This is a genomic window from Roseomonas aeriglobus (genome assembly GCA_016937575.1).
Taxonomy (GTDB): Bacteria; Pseudomonadota; Alphaproteobacteria; order Sphingomonadales; family Sphingomonadaceae; genus Sphingomonas; species Sphingomonas aerigloba.
In genome coordinates this window covers 85,799-105,703 of record JAFHKN010000005.1, presented here as the reverse complement: position 1 = coordinate 105,703, position 19,905 = coordinate 85,799, and the positions used below count along the sequence as shown (strand labels likewise).

Genomic DNA, 19,905 nt, shown 5'->3' with positions numbered 1-19,905 from the left:
CAACCGGTTCTTCATGAACGACCGCTTTTGGCGATAGGTCGAATGCGCTGCTACCACCGAAATGGGGTCGCTTGCTGAATGTCGGCTTCTGGCGGAAAATCGCAGATAGCTGCCATCGGCGCAATGGGTCCTCACGCAGCGTCGGGGTCACTGGAACGAGCCGCCTTCCACGCCCATGGCAGGAGCTCGTCGAGGCGGTTGATGGGATGGCCTTTGCCGATGCGGTCGAGGACGTCGGTCAGCCAGACCTGCGGGTTCACGCCGTTGAGCTTGGCGGTCTCGAGCAGCGAATACGTCGCGGCCGCCCGCTCGCCGCCGCAATCCGCGCCGGCGAACAGCCAGTTCTTGCGCCCGACCGCGATGCCGCGCAGCGCGTTCTCGGCAAGGTTGTTGTCGATCTCGAGCCTTCCGTCCTGGGTGTAGGCGAGCAGCGCTGGCTTCAGCTTGAGGGCATAGCGCAGCGCCTCGGCAAGCGGTGAGCGCGCCGATGCCTGGTCGAGAGCGCTGTCCGCCCACGCAAAGAAGTCGAGGGCAATGAGCTTTGATGCTGAGCGCTGGCGCAGACGCTCCTGGGGAGGTTCACCCTCGATCAACCGTTCGACCTCGTAGAGCTGCGCGATCAGGCCGAGTCCCTTGCGCGCAGCGGATCGATGATCGGCAACAAGCACATCGTGCAGCTTGCGCCTCGCATGCGCCCAGCAAGCGACGGGGGTGATGGGACCCGGCTCCCGGCCTGGGTCGTAGAGCGCGTTGAACCCGGCATAGGTGTAGGTGCTTGCAATCGTAGCGGCGTTTGCTTGCAAACAGAGCCTTTTTTTGCTCGGATTATCTGACAACCGGCTCGGCGATCTGCTCGCGCTATCTGCCAGTGTGCTCGCCATCATCCTGCGCTGCTCGCAATCATAAAGGTCTGCTCACATCCCCTGCCAGCGAAACAGGGCGTCAGCGCGGCACCCGGATGGAACCTTCCGCGATCCCCTCGGCGACATTGGAGAGCATGACGGCGTAGCGATGCAAACCGGGGAAGCGACCAGCGTTCTTGTCGATTTCACCGCCGTATCCGGCGTCGAGCAACGCCTTGAAGTCGGGCATCACGTCGAACATGCCGCCGAGCAGATCGATATCGGAGGCCCCGGTAAGCAACAGGGCGTTCGCATGGGCGTCGAGACGCTTCATCGTTTCCAGCATTTCGGTCCTGGTCATCGCATCCTGTCCGCTTGCGGGGTTCCATCGCCTAGCACGACGCGCCGGCCCTGTTCGCGAAAACCTTCCTTTCTGACGACCTCGCGGGCGGGCCATGACGACAACGCATTTCTGCGGCCCGCCGCTTGTCAGAACTGTTCTGGAAACCTGCTTCGCAAAAGCGCTTGCCGGCTACGGGTTTGGAGAGCCCATTGGCACGGAGCGTGAGCACAACGCCCCGTTTGCAAGCAGCGCCGGATGATGGCGAGCACACTGGCAGATAATTCGAGCAGGACGCTCCCCGCCAGTGGCAGAAAGCGTGAGCAGGAAATCAGGCTGTTTGCGAGCACACGCCGCTATGATTGCAAGCGCCTACACCTATGATGGCGCCACCACCAGCGTACGCACCAATGTGGGCAAGGCGCGCAGCTATGGCGGCGAGGCCAGCTTCACGATCCGCCCGGTGCGCCCGATGACCATCAATTTCGGCGTCGCGCTGCTCGACACGAAGGTCACCGCGATCGAGGCGATCACCGCTGCCGAAAAGGCGCGCCTGGGCAACGACTTGCCGTTCGCGCCGAACATGACGCTGAACGGCTCGATCCGCTACGAGTTCGCGCTGAACGATCGCATGACGCTGACGCCTCAGGTCGATGCCCGCTACGTCGATGCCTATTATGGCGATCTCGACAATACGGCGCCGGTCGGGGACTTCGCGCTCGTCAATGCGCGCATCGATCTCAAGATCGACCAGCGCTGGACCGTGGCCGGCTTCGTGCGCAACATCGCCGATGTCGATTACACGACCGGCGGATCGGCGACGCAGGCATTCAGCGGCACGCCGCGCACCTGGGGCGTTTCGCTCGGGGCGCGTTTCTGATGGCGCTGACGCGGCGCGGCGTTCTTGCGGGATCGGCGGCGGGCGGGCTTTTGCTCGCCGCCGGTCCCGCCGGGGCAAAAACGAACATGGTCTTCGCGCATGGCGTGGCGAGCGGCGATCCGCATGCCGACAGCGTCCTGCTGTGGACCCGCGTGACCGATCCTGCCCATGGGCCGGTCAGCGGCACATGGGAAATGGCCGAGGATGAACTGTTCACGCGCATCGCTGCGCGCGGATCGTTCAGCACATCGGCGGCGCGGGACCATACGGTCAAGGTGATCGCCTCCGGCCTGAAGGCGGGCCGCGAATATTTCTACCGCTTCCGTGCCATGGACACGGTATCGGCGATCGGGCGGGCAAAAACCCTGCCAACGGGACGCATCGATCGTCTCGATATCGTGCTCGCCTGCTGCGCCATGTATATGTTCGGCGAATTTCACGCCTACCGGGCCATTGCCGATCGGGAAGCGGTGGACCTCATCCTCTTCGTGGGCGACTATATTTACGAATATGGCGCCAACTCGATGCCCGCACTCATGGATGTTCGGGCGATCGAGCCAACGCACGACACGGTCACGCTCGCCGACTATCGCGCACGCTATGCACAGTGGCGTCGTGATCCGGCCCTGCGCGACGCCCATGCCCGCGCGTCGTGGATTTGCATGTGGGACGACCATGAAATCGCGAACGACGACTGGATGCATGGTGCCCAGCATCACGATCCGGCGGCCAACGGCGACTGGGAGGAGCGCAAGGCTGCGGCGGTTCAGGCCTACCTGGAATGGATGCCGATCCGCGATCCTGTCACTTCCGATCCCTATGGCATCACCCGCAGCTTCGCGTTCGGCGATCTCGCGACGCTGGCCCTGCCCGAAACCCGGCTCAAGGCCCGCCAGCAGCAATTGTCGCTGGCCAAGGATCTCGACTGGCATGTTGTCGACCGGCGCGGCAGTGGGGAGCGGGTGATATCCGACCCGGCGGAACTCAAGACACTCGACCTCAAGGCCCTGCCGCAAGGCGTCACGCGCGAACCCGATGTCGCAGCCTTCCGCGAGAAACTTGCCGATCCCGCGCGCGAAATGATCGGCGCGGAACAATGCGCATGGCTGGCGGACGAACTGAAGGCCCATAAGGATGCTCGCCGCCCGTGGTTCCTGTTCGGCAGCGCGACCATCCTGTCCAGCTACGTCTATCCCGATCTGACGAAGTTTCCCGATGGCAAGGTAGCGCTGGCGCCGATGTACGCCCTGACGCGCTATGGCCTGCCGCTTCTCAATGTCGATTCCTGGGACGGCTATGCCGGCGAGCGGGACAAGCTGTACGACCAGTTCGAGAAAAGCGGCGCGAACCTGCTCGTGCTGTCGGGCGACAGTCACATGGCCTGGATCAACGAACCCCATCGCGGGGACCGCCGGATTGGTCTCGAGCTTTCCGCCTCCACGCTGACCGGTCCTTCGATCGGGGAACTGCTCCTGCCGTCGGGGCCGGTCGGCGACGCCTTTGTCCACGACAATCGCGATATACGCTGGTGCGACACCAATGCCGTTGGTTTCGTAACGGTATCGCTGACACGCGACCGGGTGGAGGCCGACTTCGTCCGCGTCCTAACGCCGCGCCAGGCGATCGGAAAGCTCGACATCGCGCGCCATGCCAGCGCACGGATCGCCGAAGATGGGTTGAGCGGCTGGGAGATCAGCTGACCGAACGGCACTGCGTCGGAGCGATCCGGCGCAGTGCCAGCAGGCCGATGAGGCCAGCCAGGCATGAGGGCAGCGCGTAGATCGCCCGCAAGGTGGTTTCGCCTAGCCCATGCGCGGCACCCGGCAGGAAGCCGATAAAGGCGAGCGCCGTGAGCGCCCCGAAAACGCCCAGCGCGGCGGCGAGCTTGTTCGCGACATTGAACGGCGCATAGTGCGTGGCAGCAAAGCCATTGCCGCCCGATCGCACCAGATCCGACACCATCGCCCGCAGCAGCTATATAGTCCGCACCCCATGCGAAACTGCGGATGAGCAGATGGGCCAGCAGCAGCGCCCCGGTCCACCCGTGAATCCCCAGTGCCTCCTCTATGAAGAAGAGCGTCACCGCCCCTTCTGCCGCGTCGGCGGCGCCGAGCGCCCGCATAGAGCAACAGGATGAGCACCAGTTCCCGGCGCAGCAGTATCGGGACCAAGGAGTCTCGATTGCCTTGGTACATCCACATCGACGAGGAAAAGACCGCGAGGTCGCTGGCGCTCAAAGGCGCTTTTCTTGCTCCTTTCATGAACGGCTTGTCGCTGACATGGAACGACCGCCTTGCAGGATCTGATGATGATTGAGTTACAAATTACGACGCGGACTTTTTTGTACGAGAGATTCTATCCGTAAAACTGACTCACGGCATAGCAACCGGGCACAACAACTATCGGCTCGGGAGAAAATAGTCTCTGAGCCCAACCCACTATCGTCATTTGCTGCACAATGCCCGATGCTCGCCTGCGAACTTTCCCCTTACCGAAAAGCTTGGGCTACTTACTGAGCGCAGACGGACCAATACACAGCCACGCCTGATATCTCTCGCCGAAATTCGGACCTACACCGCACCTTGACCGCCATCATAAGCGTCAGGACGCAATGCAACATGTCCGCCGCCCAAATGTCATCAAATCGACCCGAAACGGACCGGAAATCGCAACTCGCTCCATTTAACGCGATGCTGCAAGTGCGAAATTGCGCGCTGCTTGGGGGATATTGGGTCATGAATATTTTGCACACGCGTTCGCGCGCCTGCCTGCTAGGCAGTGCCGGCCTGCTCGCTCTGGTAGTAAGCGCGCCCGCTTTTTCGCAGACGCCCACGCCCGCAGCAGACCAAGCGGCGCAGGTCGATGGCGAGGCAACGTCCATCGTCGTGACCGGTGTTAAGGCTACACGCTCTGCGACCGCCATTACCACAACCGAAATCCAGAAGATCCTGCCGGGCGTTGCGCCGTTCAAGGCGATCCAGACCCTGCCGGGTGTCATGTATGTGACTGCCGATCCGTGGGGCAACAACGAGCAGAACGCCTCGCTCTTCATCCATGGCTTCAGCGCTCAGCAGTTGGGCCATACCCTGGACGGCGTGCCGCTGGGCGATCAGAGCTACGGCAATTTCAACGGCCTCTCTCCGCAGCGCGCTATCATCTCCGAAAATGTCGGCAGCGTCGTTGTCGCCACCGGCACCGCGGAACTGGGCATCGCGTCGACCAGCAACCTGGGCGGCGGGATCGAGAATTTCTCCAGCGATCCGCGCCAGCAGATGGGCGCACAGTTGAACCACACTTTCGGCAGCTACGGGACGGCCCGCACATTCGTTCGCCTCGACAGCGGCGAGTTTGGCGACGGCAATAGCGGCTATGTCTCGGTCCTGCGCCAGCGTGCGCGCGCCTGGGATTTCCGCGGCAAGCAGAAGGGCTGGGCCGCCAACGCCAAATTCGTCCATGACGACAGCAATGGCAAGCTGACCGCCTATTTCAGCTATTCCGACAAGCAGGAACCCAATGAGGACGCGACCACCGTCTTCAAGAACCCTACCAATGCGGCGCAGGCCTATCAGCCCTATACCCGCCCCTTCTTCTACCCCGATTTCGCCGGCGCGGTCGCTTATCTGAACGCCAGCGGCAATGTGCCGGCCGCCGAGGCGCAGAATTATCGCAACTATTACAGCGCCGCGATCCGGACCGATTATCTGGGCTACATCAAATATCAGGCCCATCTGTCCGACCAAGTCGACTGGTCGAACCAGGTATATTATCATAATAATGACGGCGCGGGCATCGTCGCCGGACCGATCACGGTCGCGGGCCTGCCCAACCTGTTCTCGCTCTATTTCCCCGGCCAGAATCTGAAGACGGCCACCGGCAATTCGGGCTATGCGATCCGTACCACCGAATATCGCATCGATCGCGGCGGCATCCTGTCCTCGATCGACGCGACGTTGGGCAACCATCAGATTCAGCTTGGTGCGTGGTACGAATATAACAGCTCGGCCGCCTATCGGAACTGGTATGCGCTCAATGTGACCCGGCCGCAGGACTACAACCCCTATTCGCTGCCGCCGCATGATCCGCTGTTCACCCAATATGCCAGCGAGATGCGCACCAATGTTCTGCAACTTCATGTGCAGGACAGCTGGCAGGTCACGCCCAGCCTGCTGGTCCAGGGCGGTTTCAAGTCCAGCCTGCAATTTGCCAGCGGCACCTTCCCGGTCCAGCCGATCATCGGATCGCTGCCTGGTTCGGCAAGCGCCCTGCCCGAAGGCGAGATCAACACCAAGCGCTGGTTCCTGCCCGCGATCGGCGCGAAGTGGGACTTCACCGACAGCGAGCAGGTCTATGTCAACGTGCAGAAGAACCTGCGCCACTTCCAGCCTTATGGCGGCGGCGGCGTCACGCCGTGGAGCAGCGGCAGCCAGGCGGCATTCGACAATCTGAAGTTCAATGGCCGCCCCGAAACCTCCTGGGTCTATGAAATCGGCCTACGCAGCCGCCGGACCATCGACAGTTCGTTCCTGACCGGGATCGAAGCGCAGGTGAACTATTATCATGTCGATTTCAGCGATCGCCTGCTTGGCATCACGCCTCCCGGCGCGATCGGCGGCATCGGCGGCAGTGGCATCAGCGGCGGCACACCCGCCGTGTTCAACGTCGGCGGCGTGAAGACGGACGGTATCGACGCGGCGCTGACGCTGCGCTTCGGGCAGGTCTTCTCGCTCTACAACGCCGTGTCCTACAACCGCTCCATCTACGACAGCGACTATAGCACTATCACTGGCGCCGCGACCGGCACGCGGATCGGCGGCATCGCGACCGTGGGCGGCGTCGTGCCCACCGGCGGCAAGCTGATCCCGGTCAGCCCGAAGTGGATGAACAAGACGGTCGCGACGCTGACGCTCGGCGATTTCGATGCCCAGATGATCGGCGACTATGTCGGCCGCCGTTTCACCACCTTTACCAACGATGCATCGGTCAAGTCGGTGTTCCAGGCCAGCGCCCGGATCGCTTATCGCCTGCCCGCCAGCATGGTCGGCCTGCAAAAGGCAGAGATCAGCCTGAACGTCACCAACCTGTTCGACACGACGGGTGCATCGACGGTGCAGGCGAGTGCGAACACCAACAATTACAATGTCTACCCAATCCCGCCGCGCCAGTGGTTCGCCACATTGTCGGTGAACTACTGATGCAGGACAGGTCGGTATCCCGCCGTTCGCTGCTTCAGGCGGGTGCCGGCCTGACCGCCGCATTTGCGACGGATGTGGGGGCAGCGATCGCCGCCCCTGCCCGTCGCAAGGGTCCGCCGCTGCTCATCGCCCATCGCGGCGCGTCGGCGCTGCGCCCAGAACATACGCTTGCCGCCTATGCCAAGGCGATCCAAGACGGGGCCGACTATGTCGAGCCTGACCTGGTCGCTACGAAGGACGGCGTGCTGGTCGCGCGGCACGAGAATAATATCGCGGAAACCAGCGACGTTGCCGCCCGGGCCGATTTTGCCGCGCGCAAGACGGTCAAAACGATCGACGGCGAGCGACAGGAAGGTTGGTTCACGGAGGATTTCACCTTCGCGGAACTCAAGACGTTACGCGCGAAAGAGCGGCTGGGCGCCATACGGCCCGAAAGCCAATCCTATGACGGCGCATTCCAGATCGTGTCGATGGAGGAAATCGCCGATTTCGTGGCGGCCGAATCCGCCGCGCGCGGCCGGACCATCGGCCTGATCCCGGAGATCAAGCATTCCACCTATTTCGCAGGCATCGGCCTGCAACAGGAGCAGCGGCTGATCGATATCATCGGCAAGAGCGCCTATCTGCAACGCGCGCCGTTCGCCATCCAGTCGTTCGAGGTCGCTAATCTACGCGCGTTGCGCGGCAGGATCGGCGCCTATCCCAACATCCAGCTGGCCCAGTTGATCGGCGACCCGGCCCAGATGCCGGCCGATGTGCAGGCGGCGGGCAACAAGCGCTTCTATCGCGATATGCTGACGCCCGCAGGTCTTTCCGAAATCGCCAGCTATGCAGATTATCTTGCGCCCCATGTCCGGATGATCATTCCTGTGGACGAGGATCAGCGCCTGACAAAACCCACGGGGCTCGTCGATGCCGCACATGCGGCGGGCCTTCTCGTCAGCATCTGGACCTTCCGCCCGGAAAATCAGTTCCTGGCCGCCGATTTTCGCAGCGACAAAGGCGTTTCCGCGCGCAACGAAGAAGGCAGCATTGCAGAGATGCAGCGCTATCTTGCAACGGGTGTCGATGCGATCTTCACAGACGATCCGGCTTTGGGACGGCGTGCGATTTCCTAGGATAGAGAGAATAAAAACTGCCTATTCCAAATTCACCTCTACCGGTCATTTGATCGCCATCTGGACTGGCCAGCCACAGCAAGTCCACTTCTCTTGACCATCTGCAAGCCCGATCGCAGTTTCGGATCTTCGCGCCGCTTGTGGTCGAATTGCAGCCGTTGGTTGGGGGCGTTTGCGGGAGGGGGCGGAATCCTACGCCAAGCTCGCCCAGATAGCCGGCGCGAGATCTTACTTGTAGGCGCTTGCAATCGTAGCGGCGTGTGCTCGCAAACAGCCTGATTTCCTGCTCACGCTTTCTGCCACTGGCGGGGAGCGTCCTGCTCGAATTATCTGCCAGTGTGCTCGCCATCATCCGGCGCTGCTTGCAAACGGGGCGTTGTGCTCACGCTCCGTGCCAATGGGCTCTCCAAACCCGTAGCCGGCAAGCGCTTTTGCGAAGCAGGTTTCCAGAACAGTTCTGACAAGCGGCGGGCCGCAGAAATGCGTTGTTGTCATGGCCCGCCCGCGAGGTCGTCAGAAAGGAAGGGTTTCGGGTCCACCCTCATCGAGCGGTCGCTTCGATCATATTTCCGGGGGCAGGCCGCAACCGACTACCGGCCGGAAGGTTTGGTTTTTCAGTTGGAAGCGCGGCTCGGAGACGCCGCAATCGTGACCGGGAAGTAAGCGTGGGCCAGAGTACGCCGATCGGCACCAAGACGATCCTGATCGTGGAGGACGAAGCCCTGATCCGCTTCGATCTGGTGGACTTCTTCGAGGCCGCCGGGTGGCGGGTGTTCGAGGCCGAGAACGCCGACGACGCGATCCGCATCCTCGACCACCACAAGGAGGTCCGCGCCGTCCTGACCGACGTGCAGATGCCGGGCTCGATGGATGGCGTGAAGCTCGCCCACTACGTCCGCGAGCGGTTTCCGCCGACGGTGTTGTTCGTGGTGTCGGGCAATCTCCATATCCCGGACAGCGAGCTACCGCCTCAGACCACCTTCCTCCCCAAGCCGTTCGATGCTCACCGGCTGCTGCGCCAGTTGGAAGCCGCTCAACCAAGATAGGCCGGTCCCGCGCCTGCTTTGGCGGAGGCTCAGCGGTTCCCACGCATAGAGTGCGAAGCGCGTCGCGCTTCGGTGCTGGCATAGCTGAGGGCTACCACGCCCCCGCTTGGTGGTCATCTCCTTTCCCTCAAACGAAGGTCGCGTGGGACGGCTGACGGCGGGAAGGCGCGCTCGATGGCAACGAGGGCGCCATTTTCCCGAAATGTGTTCCCGATTGGCTTTTCCCGAAACTGCCCGGTGCAGATGGAGAAACGGGACAACCTATGGCCGTCTGATCGACCTCCCCTTGGCGGTCGAAGCTGTTGGCAGATAACGTGAGTGCGACGCCTCGTTTGCGAGCAGCGCCGGATGATGGCGAGCACATTGGCAGCTAATTCGAGCACGGTGCCACGCGCCAGTGGCAGATAGCGTGAGCAGGAAATAGCGCTGTTGGCGAGCAGACACCGCTACGATTGCAAGCCCCTACACCTACCCGGGCGAGCCCATGCTAAGGAGCCGTTGAGAGCATCTATCGGGCAAGCCGATCGAGGCGGCCGCCTCGCCGGCTTCGGCGCCGACCTCCGAAGCAAAGGGCAGGCTGTACTCCCGCCCGATCGGAAACCGCCTACCTCCCACGACGATCGCGTCGCCGCGAGCGTCGAGGGTCGATCCTAGCGGCAGGACCGGCGTCAGGACGGTGGAGCCGACGCGGACCTGAAGGCAGCCATCCTTCACGAAGAAGGTGCCATAATCCCGTGTGGCGTTCCGCAACCGGTTCGCGGCCTCCGGCAGCTCGGTCACGACCGTCACGCCCGAGCTTTGGCCAACCGCGAACGGCCATACCTTCTTCTCCCGGTCAGCGTTACAGGCGGCGAGCGCCCCTAACGCCAACATCATCGGGACCGCTCGGGCGCTCAAGGCACCAATAGCCCTTGGGTGGTGTGGATCAGGAAGGGAACCCTGTCGTTCACCCGATCGATCGGCATATATGAGAACGAACAAGCGCTCCCGGTGCAGGGACGCCCATAAGCGTCGGTGCTGCCTCCCTTGAGAATGCCATAGGCGACGATCTCGTACGAGCCGTTCGGGTATGAGAATACAGGCGCCCCGCTGTCGCCGCCGAAGGCGATCACCTGCTGGCTCGATCCGCTGACCTTCACGAAGCTCGAATAACTCACGCCTCGATCATCGGTGCCCGACACCGAGCTTGACTGGACGGTGCCGCAGGTGAAGCCGGTCGTCATGCCGCTCTTGCACACGGGCATTCCGATATAGTGGTTCGAGTTGTAGGACGACTGCTTGAGCGTACCCCGGGTGGTGAAATAGCCATCTCCATAGAAGCCCGGAACCGTGTTCACGTAGGACGGGTAATCGGTCACCGCCTTGGAGTTCTGGAAATAGACCCAGTACCCGGTGCTAAGGCCGACCACCGGATGATAACGGAAATCATAGAGGTCGCCATAACGCGTCTCCGTTGCGGCCGGCAGTTGCACCAGGTGGCTACCATCGGACCCGACCACGTAGGGCGGGTTCGTCCGGCAGTGGGCGGCGGTCAGGATCGAGTCCCGGCCGTTGCTGTCCCTTCCGGCGAAACCGTAACTACAGGTCGCGCGCCCGGTCGAGTCGACCAGCTCCCATCCGCCATAGACCGCATCGCCTGGCCGCACGTTGGTCTGGAAGGTTTGTAGAATCGGCCCCACCTCGACCTTCACGGCCGAGCGCAACGTCGGGGGGATCAAGCCCCGGGCCGTCTGAGCAGCCGCTTGGTCTTTCACCGTGACGACATAATTCTGGCTTCTCGGCTCGAAATACGTCTCGAAGGGAAGCTTGGCGGCGGTGATGGCCTTCAAGATCGCATCCAGGTCCTGCTGCGCCGCCGCGAGCGATTTGGTCGCGTTGCGCAGCTGCACATAGCGCCGCAGCTTCGCCGGAATCTGATCCAGGAACGCCTTGCGCTCGTCCTGGCCGGTGAATGCGACGATGATCTTGAACGTCGGCGTGTGCTCCACCCACAGGCCCGCGAAGCCGTCCGGATCGCTGGCGACCGCGACGTCCACGATTTGCTGGACATCGCGGAGGACGTCGACACGCTCTGCCGCCTCCGCGGCCGAGATACCGTATTGCTGGGCTAGGTACTCGACCTGGAGGTCCTTGCCCGACCCCTTGGAGTTTTGCGGTGTCGGGAGTGGGGGAGCCTTCATCTCCTGCGCCGCGAGCGGCGTGGTGCAGAGAAGGGCCGAAATGACGGTAAGCAACGTACGCATGCATTCTCCTGATGACGATCATCTACAGCATGGACGGCCCGACCGTTGCGGCGGACCACCCAAGCCCGACTCACCATGAGTGCGGAACAAAGGGTGAACGATTTAGAATCCTACATTGCAAGCCCTTTTTGCAGGTCCGACCTGCGCTTCTCTGAAACGAGGGCGTATGAGAAAGCCCGCCTCGCTGTCGGCGTAAAGCGGGCGGCGAGGCGGGCTTTTCCCAGAATTTGTTCCCAATTCACTTTTCCCGAAATGGCTCGACCTCGACGGGAAATCGAGAAAGGATCAGGCGGCTTCCAAGGTCGGGATACGCGCGATGATATCGGCATCCTTCACGGCCTGCACGCGCAGGTCGTAATTGCGCTGCATGTTCACCCACATTTCGGGCGTGGTGCCGGTGAGCTTGCCGATCCGAAGCGCCATAGTCGGGGTGACATCCTGCTTTTCAGCGAGGATATCGTAGAGGGTCTGCCGCGACACCTCGATCAGCCTGGCGATCTCCGCCTTGGGCTTGTTGAGCGCGGGCAGAATGTCCTCCCGCAGCAGCTCACCGGGGTGCATCGGGGCAAGGCCGGATACGAGCTGGTTCATCATCTGTCTCCTGTCCGGGCCGATCCCGGATCATCATGCGTCTCTGTGTAAGTCCTATGTGTAAACTAAAGCCTTACATGTCAAGCAATGACTGACAGATTTTTAGGAGGGGGGACACCCTCCTAGTGATAGTCCTCGATGTTCACGTCGATCGCATCGCCGTCATCCCAAGCCCATGTGACCCGGTAATTGCCGCTGGCATCGACCGCATATCGTTTGGGCTTGGTGCTCAACCCATGAAAGCGAAAGCCCGGAACATTCATGTCCTCGGGCTTCGTGGCAGCATCCAGCGTGAGCAGGATGCGGCGAACGCGGTTGTGGTTCTGGACGGGAAGTTTTGAGCCATCTCCCTTGGTGGCGAAGGCTTCGAGCGCCTTGCTGGTGTATGTTTTAATCATAGACACATTGTAAGGCATTTCCTGACATTTGTCAAGCATTACCTTACACTCTGCCGAAAACGATTCTTCGACAGCGACCCTACCGCCCGAACCCGATATCCGGCCCGTCACGTCCACGCTGACGGTCTAGCTCCTGCTCTCGCTGCCGATCGCGCCCACGCTGCCCCGATTGGTCCAGCTCAATCGCCGGCACCTGGTCGCGCTGGGGTGACTGGTCGAGCGCCGGCACCGCCCCGAACCCGCCCTCGCTGCTGGTCTGTAGCCCCGATCGCATCGCCCGCGCTGCGCCCTGGACCAAGCTGGACATGCCCTGCATCGCTAGATCGGCACGCTCGCGGAGTTGGTGGGACCACTCCCGTATCCGCTCCTGACCACGCTCGATGTAGAAGCCCAGCCCCCGCTTCTCCATGATCGCCTCGTTCATCTGCCCGCGCGGGGTAACGGCGTGCGGCTCCTTGCCGGCCGCGATCTGCTCGGCCGACGCGCGCCGCTCGATCGCGGCCGACGCATGGCCCATCTTCACGGTCGGTTCGATATCCAGCCCCTGACGCTCGTAACTGCGGTGATCGACCCGCTCGGCTACCTGGGCGTGTTCCAGCGCGCTGTTGACCATCCCGGCCCACCGCTCGCGGATCGCCTCCACCTCCACCGAGGCCGTCGAGCGCTCGTACGACCAGTCTCAGAACCGAAAACTTCCCGCACCGCCCGCGCCCTCGTCAAAGACGATAAGCATCCCGGCTACGGCCAAACGGGCAAGGCGGCCCTCAGGCCACGCTTACAGCTTGTCTTGCTCGCAATCAGCGTAGATTCCTGCTCACGCTTGGTGAGAACGGGCGACCGCGCGTGCTCGCGCTCAACGACGCTGTGCTCGCATTCAGCGTAGCTTGCTCGATATCGGTGCCCTCATGCTCACATTGGGGTCACGACACGAAAGTGAGTTTTGCGTACGCTAGGAGCGAACAGAACGTGTCCGTAAACCCGTTGCGCGCCGATCTTGTCCGGCAAGCCGTCAAAACCGTGCGCTGCCGGACACTCTGACGCTGACTGGCATACCAGCGTTTGACGGCGACGGCAGGAACCGCCCAAATCCTGCCGTTCAGTAAATCGTCTCGGCGTTTCGAAACCGGCCATTTGCCGTGCAGAAATATTCCCGCTTTCCCATGTACGACGGGCTGTTTTGAGAAAACTCAATCGGGAACAGATTTCGAGAAAGTAGCTCCCCTAGGCGCATCAAGAGAACGATCCTGCCCAGCTTTCTCGCTGCGCCTTCCCAATCGGGAATAGGCGGCGAGCAGACAGCATTATTGCGGAGCCGATCATACGTGTTAGGCGTGTACGCATGACCAATACATACATGGCACTGGCGCTATCGTTAGCAGGACAGTCTCTTGGCTATCCCGTTTATGTTCATGTCGAAGAGGGGGTATGCCATTTTCAAATCCAAGATATGGTCATGTCGAAAGAGCGAGAAGTTCGCGATTGGTTAAGAGAATTGCCAGATAAGCAACGGAAAATCGATTTGGTTTCAGACGACAAGCGGGCAGCTAGTTGCGTTCGTAAGGCTGAAGCGATCGTGCGGCGATCTGGGTTCTTCCATATCGCTGTGCGCCGAGGTACAATGAACGACTACCCAGATGGCTTGCGGCCGGGAAAGTAAAAGCGACATATCGAAGGCTGCCGCCGCAACGGGAGGGATAGTCACTTTCCCATTTCTCGATCCCATGCGAGACGGGATCGCTATGCTTTGGGGTGTCATTCCGCCCCCAACCGGACCCGGCTACCAGCGGCACGTTTTTCAACAGCCCCTAGGGTTTCCAAGAGATAGCACATTCATTTGTAAACAGCGGAAGAGCCGTGCCGACCGGTGTCGCCCGGCTCCTCTATTTCTAACGCCGCGGCGTCCGCTCAGTGGCGCGCTCGGCCTGCAAACAGAGTTGCCAAGGAATTTGAACAGCGGGACGCGTGGATTGTCGGCTGCGTAGCCAGCTGCGAGCGATTGGACGCAATGGAAGAGTGCGCAGCCGCGTCCGGGGGGTGTGTGACATTCGCTCGCTTCGGACTCGAGGGGTGTTCACCGGCCGTGCGTAATGGATGTGAGGACGGCGGAGGAATGAACATGGACATGAATTTAGACAGCGCGTTGCGCCGCCTTGCCGAGCAACCGCTTCATCCACGGCTTGCTGAACTGGAAGGCGATGTCATGCGGTTGATCGCGGCGGAGCGGCGCGCGGGCGGCGGAGTTACGCTGCGATCCGGCATGCTGGCAGCGCTAGGCGCAGTCGCCTTGGGAGTGGTGGGCGGCGGATTGTCGTCCACAGCGGCGACTGCGCAGGTGCCGACGCTAACACCCTTCGGGCCTGCCATGCCGCTAGCGCCTTCGACCTTGCTCGCGTTCCAGTGACGAGCGGCGCCCGGAGGGCGATGCTGATCGCCATCGTCGCGTTCGTGGCGGCGGTCGCAGGCGTGTGGGCTGGACGTGAGTTATTCCCCTCCCCGCCAAGCCCGGGCGTTGAGCTTCACAGCTTGCTCCACGACGGGCTCGAGCTGGACGAAGCTCAACAGACCAAGCTCCAGATGCTGGAGTCTCACTTCACCGTTCGAAGGCGTGCCTTGGAGCTGGAACTCAGAGCCGACAACGCCCGGCTCGCCGCCGCCATCGAGGCCGAACATGGTAACGGGCCGCAGGTCGCGGCCGCCGTCGATCGTTCGCACGGCGCGATGGGTGAGCTCCAGAAGGAGACGTTGAACCATATGTTCGCGATGCGGCAGATCCTGCGGCCCGACCAGGCGAGGACGTTTGACCGCGCGGTGGTGAAGGCGCTGACCGCAGACGCGCGGTGAGCCTTGATCTCGCGGCCTGCACGGACGGCGAACTCGCCGCCTTGACGCTCGCCGGACGTCAGGCTGCGTTCGCTGAGATCATGCGGCGGCACCAAAGACCGGTCTACCGCCTGATCCGCTCGCATATCGGCGACGCCGAAGAGGCGCTTGACCTCACTCAGGAATGCTTCGTGGCCGCCTTTCAGAACTTGCGAAAGTATGACGGAGATCGGCCGCTCGCTGCGTGGCTGACCCGCGTGGCGATCAACAAGAGCCGCGACTGGCACAGGCGGCGGCGCATACGCCAGATACTATCGTTCGCCTCTTCGCTGCCGCCCGACACCATGGAGAGTGAGCGGGACGAGGCGCCGGGTGCCGACGCCATCACCTTCGATCGCGCAGAGCTTGCGCGGCTTTCGCGCGCGGTGTCCGAGCTGCCGGCCACGCTCAAGGAGACGCTTTTGCTGCGGACCGTGGAGGGCTTGTCCCAGGCGGAAACCGCCGCCGCGCTGGGGATCAGCGGAAAGGCCGTGGAGACGCGGCTCCGGCGTGCGCGTGAAAGATTATCGAAAATTCTCGACTTCGCGTGAGGGGATGAGCCTATTTGCGCGTAATGAAAGATAAGGTCGGCGCCCCCCCCCCCCGCCGCCGGCCGCAAGCATTGAACTGGAGCGAAGGAAAGGCATGAGCCGCAATCTAAACCGGCGCGACGTAATGCGCGGAACCGCCATGCTTGGCGGCACGCTGGCCATGTCGGCCTACCTGCCGGCTTGGGCGCAACCTGTGTCGCGCGGCATCGCCAGGCCCCTGCCGACCGTGTCGGGCACAAACATCGCGCTGACGATCGACAGGATGAAGCTCGTCATGGACGGGATCACCACGCCGGCAATCGGCGTCAACGGCACCGTGCCCGCACCGCTCGTCCGCCTCCAGGAGGGCCAGAACGTCCGTCTCGCAGTGACCAACAATCTCGACGAGGATAGCTCGATTCACTGGCACGGGCTCATTCTGCCGTTCCAAATGGACGGCGTGCCCGGCATCAGCTTCCCTGGCATCAAGGCGCGTTCGACCTTCGTATACGAATTCCCGATCTTGCAGTCGGGCACCTACTGGTATCACAGCCATTCGGGCGAACAGGAGCAGGCAGGGCTCTACGGACCCATCGTGATTGATCCGGCCGGTGCCGACCCGATCGCGTTCGACCGCGAGCATGTGATCGTCCTCTCCGACCATAGCGAAATGACGGGCGAGGAAATTTTCCGCAAGCTCAAGCAGATGGGCGGCGCCTATTTCAACTATCAGCGCCCGACGCTGAGCGGGCTGCTCGCCGGCCGCGAGATGCGCCTCAAGGATCGGATGGAATGGGGCAAGATGCGCATGGACCCGGCCGATATTGCGGATGTTACGGGGTCGACCTACACCTTCCTCGTCAATGGCTTTGGCCCTTACGACAACTGGACGGGCCTCTTCCGACCGGGCGAGCGGGTTCGGCTGCGCATCGTCAATGCTGCGGCGCAAACCAACTTCAACGTGCGCATCCCTGACTTGCCGATGACGGTGGTGCAGGCCGACGGCCAGAACGTCCGGCCGGTAACCGTGGACGAATTCCAGATCGGCGTCGCGGAAACCTTCGACGTGATCGTGACGCCCGAGGACCGCGCCTACAGCTTCGTTTCCGAGGCGATCGACCGATCCGGCATGGGGCGCGCGACACTGGCCCCGCGCGAGGGCATGATCGCCCCGGTCCCGCCGCTCCGCCCGCGCACGTTGCTGACCATGACCGACATGGGCATGGACATGAGCGGGATGGAGGGGATGTCCGGTATGGCGGACGAGAACCCGGTCGCAAAGCGCGGGCCGGATCCCACGTTGATGCAGAATGCCTCGCGCAACCTGTGGAAGCTCACCGGGTGGAAAGAGCCCACCGATCACGGAACGAAGGCGGTAGGCGCTGCGATGGCCGGCATGGCTGGGATGGGGGGCGACCAGATGAGCGGCGCTATGCCAGGGATGGACCATAGCCAAATGGCGGCGGGCGCTGCCGGGATGGCGGGCATGGACCATGGTCAGATGAGCAGCGGCGGCATGGCCGGGATGGATCATGGGTCAGGCGGCAGCATGGACATGAACATGCGCAACCCCAAGAACGCGCCCGGCGTCAAGATGGGACCGGGAGTGCAGACCATCTCGCCGATGCCGAAGGACCGCACGGGCGAGCCGCCGCAGGGGCTGGAGGACGCGGATCATCGCGTGCTCACTTATCGCGATCTTGTCGCGCTCGACCGCAACCCGGACGTTCGCGCCCCGTCGCGTCAGTTGGAGATCCACCTGACGGGCAATATGGAGCGCTACATGTGGGGCTTTGACGGCCAGAAGATGAGCGACCCTGCCGACCCCATCCCGTTCCGCAAGGACGAGCGCGCGCGCGTCACCCTGGTCAATGACACGATGATGCCGCACCCAATTCATTTGCACGGCCACTTCTTCGAGCTGGTGACCGGACATGGCGACTTCGCGCCTCGCAAGCACACGGTGAATGTGGCGCCCGGCGGTAAGATGACATTCGACGTAACGGCCGATGCGCCCGGCGACTGGGCGTTCCACTGCCACAATCTCTATCACATGACCGCGGGGATGATGCGTGTCGTGACGGTTCGCCCGATGGGCGAGGAGAATCGCGATGCAGCCTAAGTTCCTCCTGATCGCCGGCGGCGCGGCGCTTGGCCTCGCAACGCCGGCGGCCGCGCAGATGGACCATTCCAACATGCCCGGCATGAAGATGCCGCCGCCAAAGGCGCCAGCGGTAAAAAAGCCTGCCGCCAAGAAGCCCTCAGCGACCAAGCCCGCCGTGCACAAGGAGTCCGCGAAGCCTGCCGCCAGGTCGACACCGCGCGCGAAGGCGGGATCGGGGGCCAAGCCTGCCGCAAGTCGGTCCGCCAAGCCTCCGGTCGGTGGACCGGCTGTTGCTGATCCTCACGCCGGTCATGACATGTCCGCCATGCCCGGTATGAATATGCCTGAAGCCAAACCTGATGCCAGTTCGGGGCACGACATGTCCGCGATGCCAGGTGCGTCCGGCGGCGCCAACCCCGCTGAGCCAGGTGCTATGCAAGGCATGGACCATGGATCGATGCCGGGAATGGGCCAAAGTTCGGGCGCGATGCAAGGCATGCCGGGACACGGCATGGGAAGCATGCCCTCAGCCACGGGCGCGGCGATGATCGGCACCAACCTTCAGGCCGGCACCGCTCCGCCGCCGCCCATCCCGACCGATCGGGCCGCGGACCAGGTCTACTCTGCCGCTGCTATGGCGCATTCGCAGCAGCATCTGCGGTCGATGCACGGCGGGCAGAATTTCTCCCAGGTCATATTCAATCTGGCTGAAGTCCAGATCCGGGACGGTCGCGATGGTTACCGGTGGGACGGCAGTGCCTGGTATGGGGGTGATATCAACCGGCTGGTGCTCAAGACCGAGGGCGAAGGGAATATCGGGGGAAGTCTGGAAGCGGCGGAGGTACAGGCGCTTTATTCGCGCGCCATTGGCCCATACACCGATATACAGCTTGGCGTCCGCTACGATTTCAAGCCCAACCCCTCGCGCGTCTATGCGTCGGTCGGCTTCGAAACGCTGGCACCCGGCTTCTTCGATGTCGAGGGCGCACTGTTCCTGTCCAACAAGGGCGACCTGCTGGGGCGCCTGGAAGGTTATTACGATCAGCGGATCACGCAGCGGCTGGTTCTTCAGCCACGCGCCGAACTCAACTTCGCCGCGCAGGACGTGCCGGAAATCGGCATCGGCTCAGGCCTTTCCACGGCCGAACTCGGTCTGCGTCTCCGCTACGAGATCAGGCGCGAGTTCGCGCCCTATGTGGGCATATCGTACGACCGCAGCTTCGGGGACACAGCCCGCTTCGCGCGCGCCGAAGGCCAGGGCGCGGCGTCGACCAGCCTCGTTCTGGGCATTCGCACATGGTTCTAAGGCCAACTAGTCTTGTTGCGTTGGCCAAGGCCAAGAAGGAGAAATCGATGTTCAAGGCAGTAACGCTTCTGGCTCTGGCCGCGATGTCGGCGAGCCCCGCTTTGGCTCAGCAGGGCATGGACCACTCGAAAATGCAAGGCATGAACCACGACAACATGCCTGGCATGAACACGCCCTTCATGCCCGCCGAAATGGCGATGCATGAAAAGATGATGAAGGCCAAGGGCGCTAATGCGAGCGAGACGTGGGTCCGCAAGATGATCGAGCATCACCGCGGTGCGATCGCCATGTCGCAGATCGTTCTCCGGGAGTCGCCCGATGCGAAGACCCGGCAAATGGCTCAGAAATCGATTGCCGAGCAGAACAAGAGCATCGGTGAACTCCAGGCGATGCTCCGGTCGATGGGCAAGCGTCCTCAGTAATAAGCCTCATTCCTCCCGCCCCCAGCGAGCAACG

At 62.5% G+C, this 19,905-nt stretch carries 21 protein-coding genes; 13 read left to right on the top strand and 8 right to left on the bottom strand.

Annotated features, from left to right (window positions below):
• Nucleotides 1-131: 131 nt before the first annotated feature.
• Together JW805_19725 and JW805_19720 are read right to left on the bottom strand one after the other, a co-directional pair.
• Nucleotides 132-881 carry an IS66 family transposase gene (locus tag JW805_19725; protein MBN2974230.1) on the bottom strand — a complete coding sequence of 250 codons (750 nt, stop codon included), beginning with the start codon at nucleotides 879-881 and terminating at the stop codon, nucleotides 132-134.
• 61 nt (nucleotides 882-942) lie between these two features.
• Complete coding sequence (locus tag JW805_19720; GenBank protein MBN2974229.1) at nucleotides 943-1,188, bottom strand: arylsulfatase regulator; 246 nt, start codon at nucleotides 1,186-1,188, stop codon at nucleotides 943-945.
• Between the two features lie 352 nt (nucleotides 1,189-1,540).
• Between JW805_19720 and JW805_19715 the strand changes: the two genes are divergently transcribed.
• Both JW805_19715 and JW805_19710 read left to right on the top strand, forming a co-directional pair.
• Nucleotides 1,541-2,062 (top strand): TonB-dependent receptor, encoded by a 522-nt coding sequence (locus JW805_19715; GenBank protein MBN2974228.1) that lies wholly within the window; start codon nucleotides 1,541-1,543, stop codon nucleotides 2,060-2,062.
• Complete coding sequence (locus tag JW805_19710; protein ID MBN2974227.1) at nucleotides 2,062-3,762, top strand: alkaline phosphatase D family protein; 1,701 nt, start codon at nucleotides 2,062-2,064, stop codon at nucleotides 3,760-3,762. The genes JW805_19715 and JW805_19710 overlap by 1 nt, the downstream gene beginning before the upstream one ends.
• On the opposite strand, the gene JW805_19705 is transcribed toward JW805_19710, so the two are convergent.
• A complete protein-coding gene (locus tag JW805_19705; protein MBN2974226.1) occupies nucleotides 3,755-4,024 on the bottom strand; it encodes a hypothetical protein in 270 nt (89 codons plus the stop codon). The genes JW805_19710 and JW805_19705 overlap by 8 nt on opposite strands.
• Nucleotides 4,025-4,195: 171 nt before the next feature.
• Between JW805_19705 and JW805_19700 the strand changes: the two genes are divergently transcribed.
• The 4 genes from JW805_19700 (at nucleotide 4,196) to JW805_19685 (ending at nucleotide 9,418) form a co-directional block, all read left to right on the top strand.
• Nucleotides 4,196-4,378: a hypothetical protein gene (locus JW805_19700; GenBank protein ID MBN2974225.1), complete on the top strand. Its 183-nt coding sequence runs from the start codon at nucleotides 4,196-4,198 to the stop codon at nucleotides 4,376-4,378.
• A 419-nt stretch (nucleotides 4,379-4,797) separates the two neighbouring features.
• On the top strand, nucleotides 4,798-7,254 hold the full coding sequence (locus tag JW805_19695) for a TonB-dependent receptor (GenBank protein MBN2974224.1): 2,457 nt from the start codon (nucleotides 4,798-4,800) through the stop codon (nucleotides 7,252-7,254).
• A complete protein-coding gene (locus JW805_19690) occupies nucleotides 7,254-8,372 on the top strand; it encodes a glycerophosphodiester phosphodiesterase (protein ID MBN2974223.1) in 1,119 nt (372 codons plus the stop codon). The genes JW805_19695 and JW805_19690 overlap by 1 nt, the downstream gene beginning before the upstream one ends.
• 665 nt (nucleotides 8,373-9,037) lie before the next feature.
• Nucleotides 9,038-9,418: a response regulator gene (locus JW805_19685; protein ID MBN2974222.1), complete on the top strand. Its 381-nt coding sequence runs from the start codon at nucleotides 9,038-9,040 to the stop codon at nucleotides 9,416-9,418.
• Nucleotides 9,419-9,886: 468 nt separating this feature from the next.
• On the opposite strand, the gene JW805_19680 is transcribed toward JW805_19685, so the two are convergent.
• From JW805_19680 to JW805_19660, 5 genes are all read right to left on the bottom strand, one after another.
• Nucleotides 9,887-10,294, bottom strand: coding sequence for a hypothetical protein (locus tag JW805_19680; protein MBN2974221.1), 408 nt, complete (start codon nucleotides 10,292-10,294; stop codon nucleotides 9,887-9,889).
• A gap of 17 nt (nucleotides 10,295-10,311) precedes the next feature.
• The gene (locus JW805_19675) at nucleotides 10,312-11,652 is read right to left on the bottom strand and encodes a hypothetical protein (protein ID MBN2974220.1); all 1,341 of its coding nucleotides are present in this window, start codon (nucleotides 11,650-11,652) and stop codon (nucleotides 10,312-10,314) included.
• 294 nt (nucleotides 11,653-11,946) lie between these two features.
• Nucleotides 11,947-12,252: a HigA family addiction module antidote protein gene (locus JW805_19670; protein ID MBN2974219.1), complete on the bottom strand. Its 306-nt coding sequence runs from the start codon at nucleotides 12,250-12,252 to the stop codon at nucleotides 11,947-11,949.
• A gap of 122 nt (nucleotides 12,253-12,374) precedes the next feature.
• On the bottom strand, nucleotides 12,375-12,650 hold the full coding sequence (locus JW805_19665; protein ID MBN2974218.1) for a type II toxin-antitoxin system RelE/ParE family toxin: 276 nt from the start codon (nucleotides 12,648-12,650) through the stop codon (nucleotides 12,375-12,377).
• A 79-nt stretch (nucleotides 12,651-12,729) separates the two neighbouring features.
• Nucleotides 12,730-13,263: a MobA/MobL family protein gene (locus tag JW805_19660; GenBank protein MBN2974217.1), complete on the bottom strand. Its 534-nt coding sequence runs from the start codon at nucleotides 13,261-13,263 to the stop codon at nucleotides 12,730-12,732.
• A 726-nt stretch (nucleotides 13,264-13,989) separates the two neighbouring features.
• Between JW805_19660 and JW805_19655 the strand changes: the two genes are divergently transcribed.
• The 7 genes from JW805_19655 to JW805_19625 all read left to right on the top strand — a co-directional run bounded on the left by JW805_19655 (nucleotide 13,990) and on the right by JW805_19625 (nucleotide 19,871).
• Entirely contained in the window at nucleotides 13,990-14,307 is a 318-nt protein-coding gene (locus JW805_19655) for a hypothetical protein (GenBank protein ID MBN2974216.1), read from the top strand.
• A 459-nt stretch (nucleotides 14,308-14,766) separates the two neighbouring features.
• Complete coding sequence (locus JW805_19650; protein ID MBN2974215.1) at nucleotides 14,767-15,051, top strand: hypothetical protein; 285 nt, start codon at nucleotides 14,767-14,769, stop codon at nucleotides 15,049-15,051.
• Nucleotides 15,052-15,071: 20 nt separating this feature from the next.
• Nucleotides 15,072-15,491 (top strand): periplasmic heavy metal sensor, encoded by a 420-nt coding sequence (locus JW805_19645; protein MBN2974214.1) that lies wholly within the window; start codon nucleotides 15,072-15,074, stop codon nucleotides 15,489-15,491.
• A complete protein-coding gene (locus JW805_19640; protein ID MBN2974213.1) occupies nucleotides 15,488-16,060 on the top strand; it encodes an RNA polymerase sigma factor in 573 nt (190 codons plus the stop codon). Before JW805_19645 ends, JW805_19640 begins: the two co-directional genes overlap by 4 nt.
• A gap of 94 nt (nucleotides 16,061-16,154) precedes the next feature.
• Nucleotides 16,155-18,161, top strand: coding sequence for a copper resistance system multicopper oxidase (locus JW805_19635; GenBank protein ID MBN2974212.1), 2,007 nt, complete (start codon nucleotides 16,155-16,157; stop codon nucleotides 18,159-18,161).
• Nucleotides 18,162-18,777: 616 nt separating this feature from the next.
• The gene (locus JW805_19630; protein ID MBN2974211.1) at nucleotides 18,778-19,449 is read left to right on the top strand and encodes a copper resistance protein B; all 672 of its coding nucleotides are present in this window, start codon (nucleotides 18,778-18,780) and stop codon (nucleotides 19,447-19,449) included.
• A 47-nt stretch (nucleotides 19,450-19,496) separates the two neighbouring features.
• Nucleotides 19,497-19,871 (top strand): DUF305 domain-containing protein, encoded by a 375-nt coding sequence (locus tag JW805_19625; GenBank protein ID MBN2974210.1) that lies wholly within the window; start codon nucleotides 19,497-19,499, stop codon nucleotides 19,869-19,871.
• Nucleotides 19,872-19,905 lie beyond the last annotated feature (34 nt).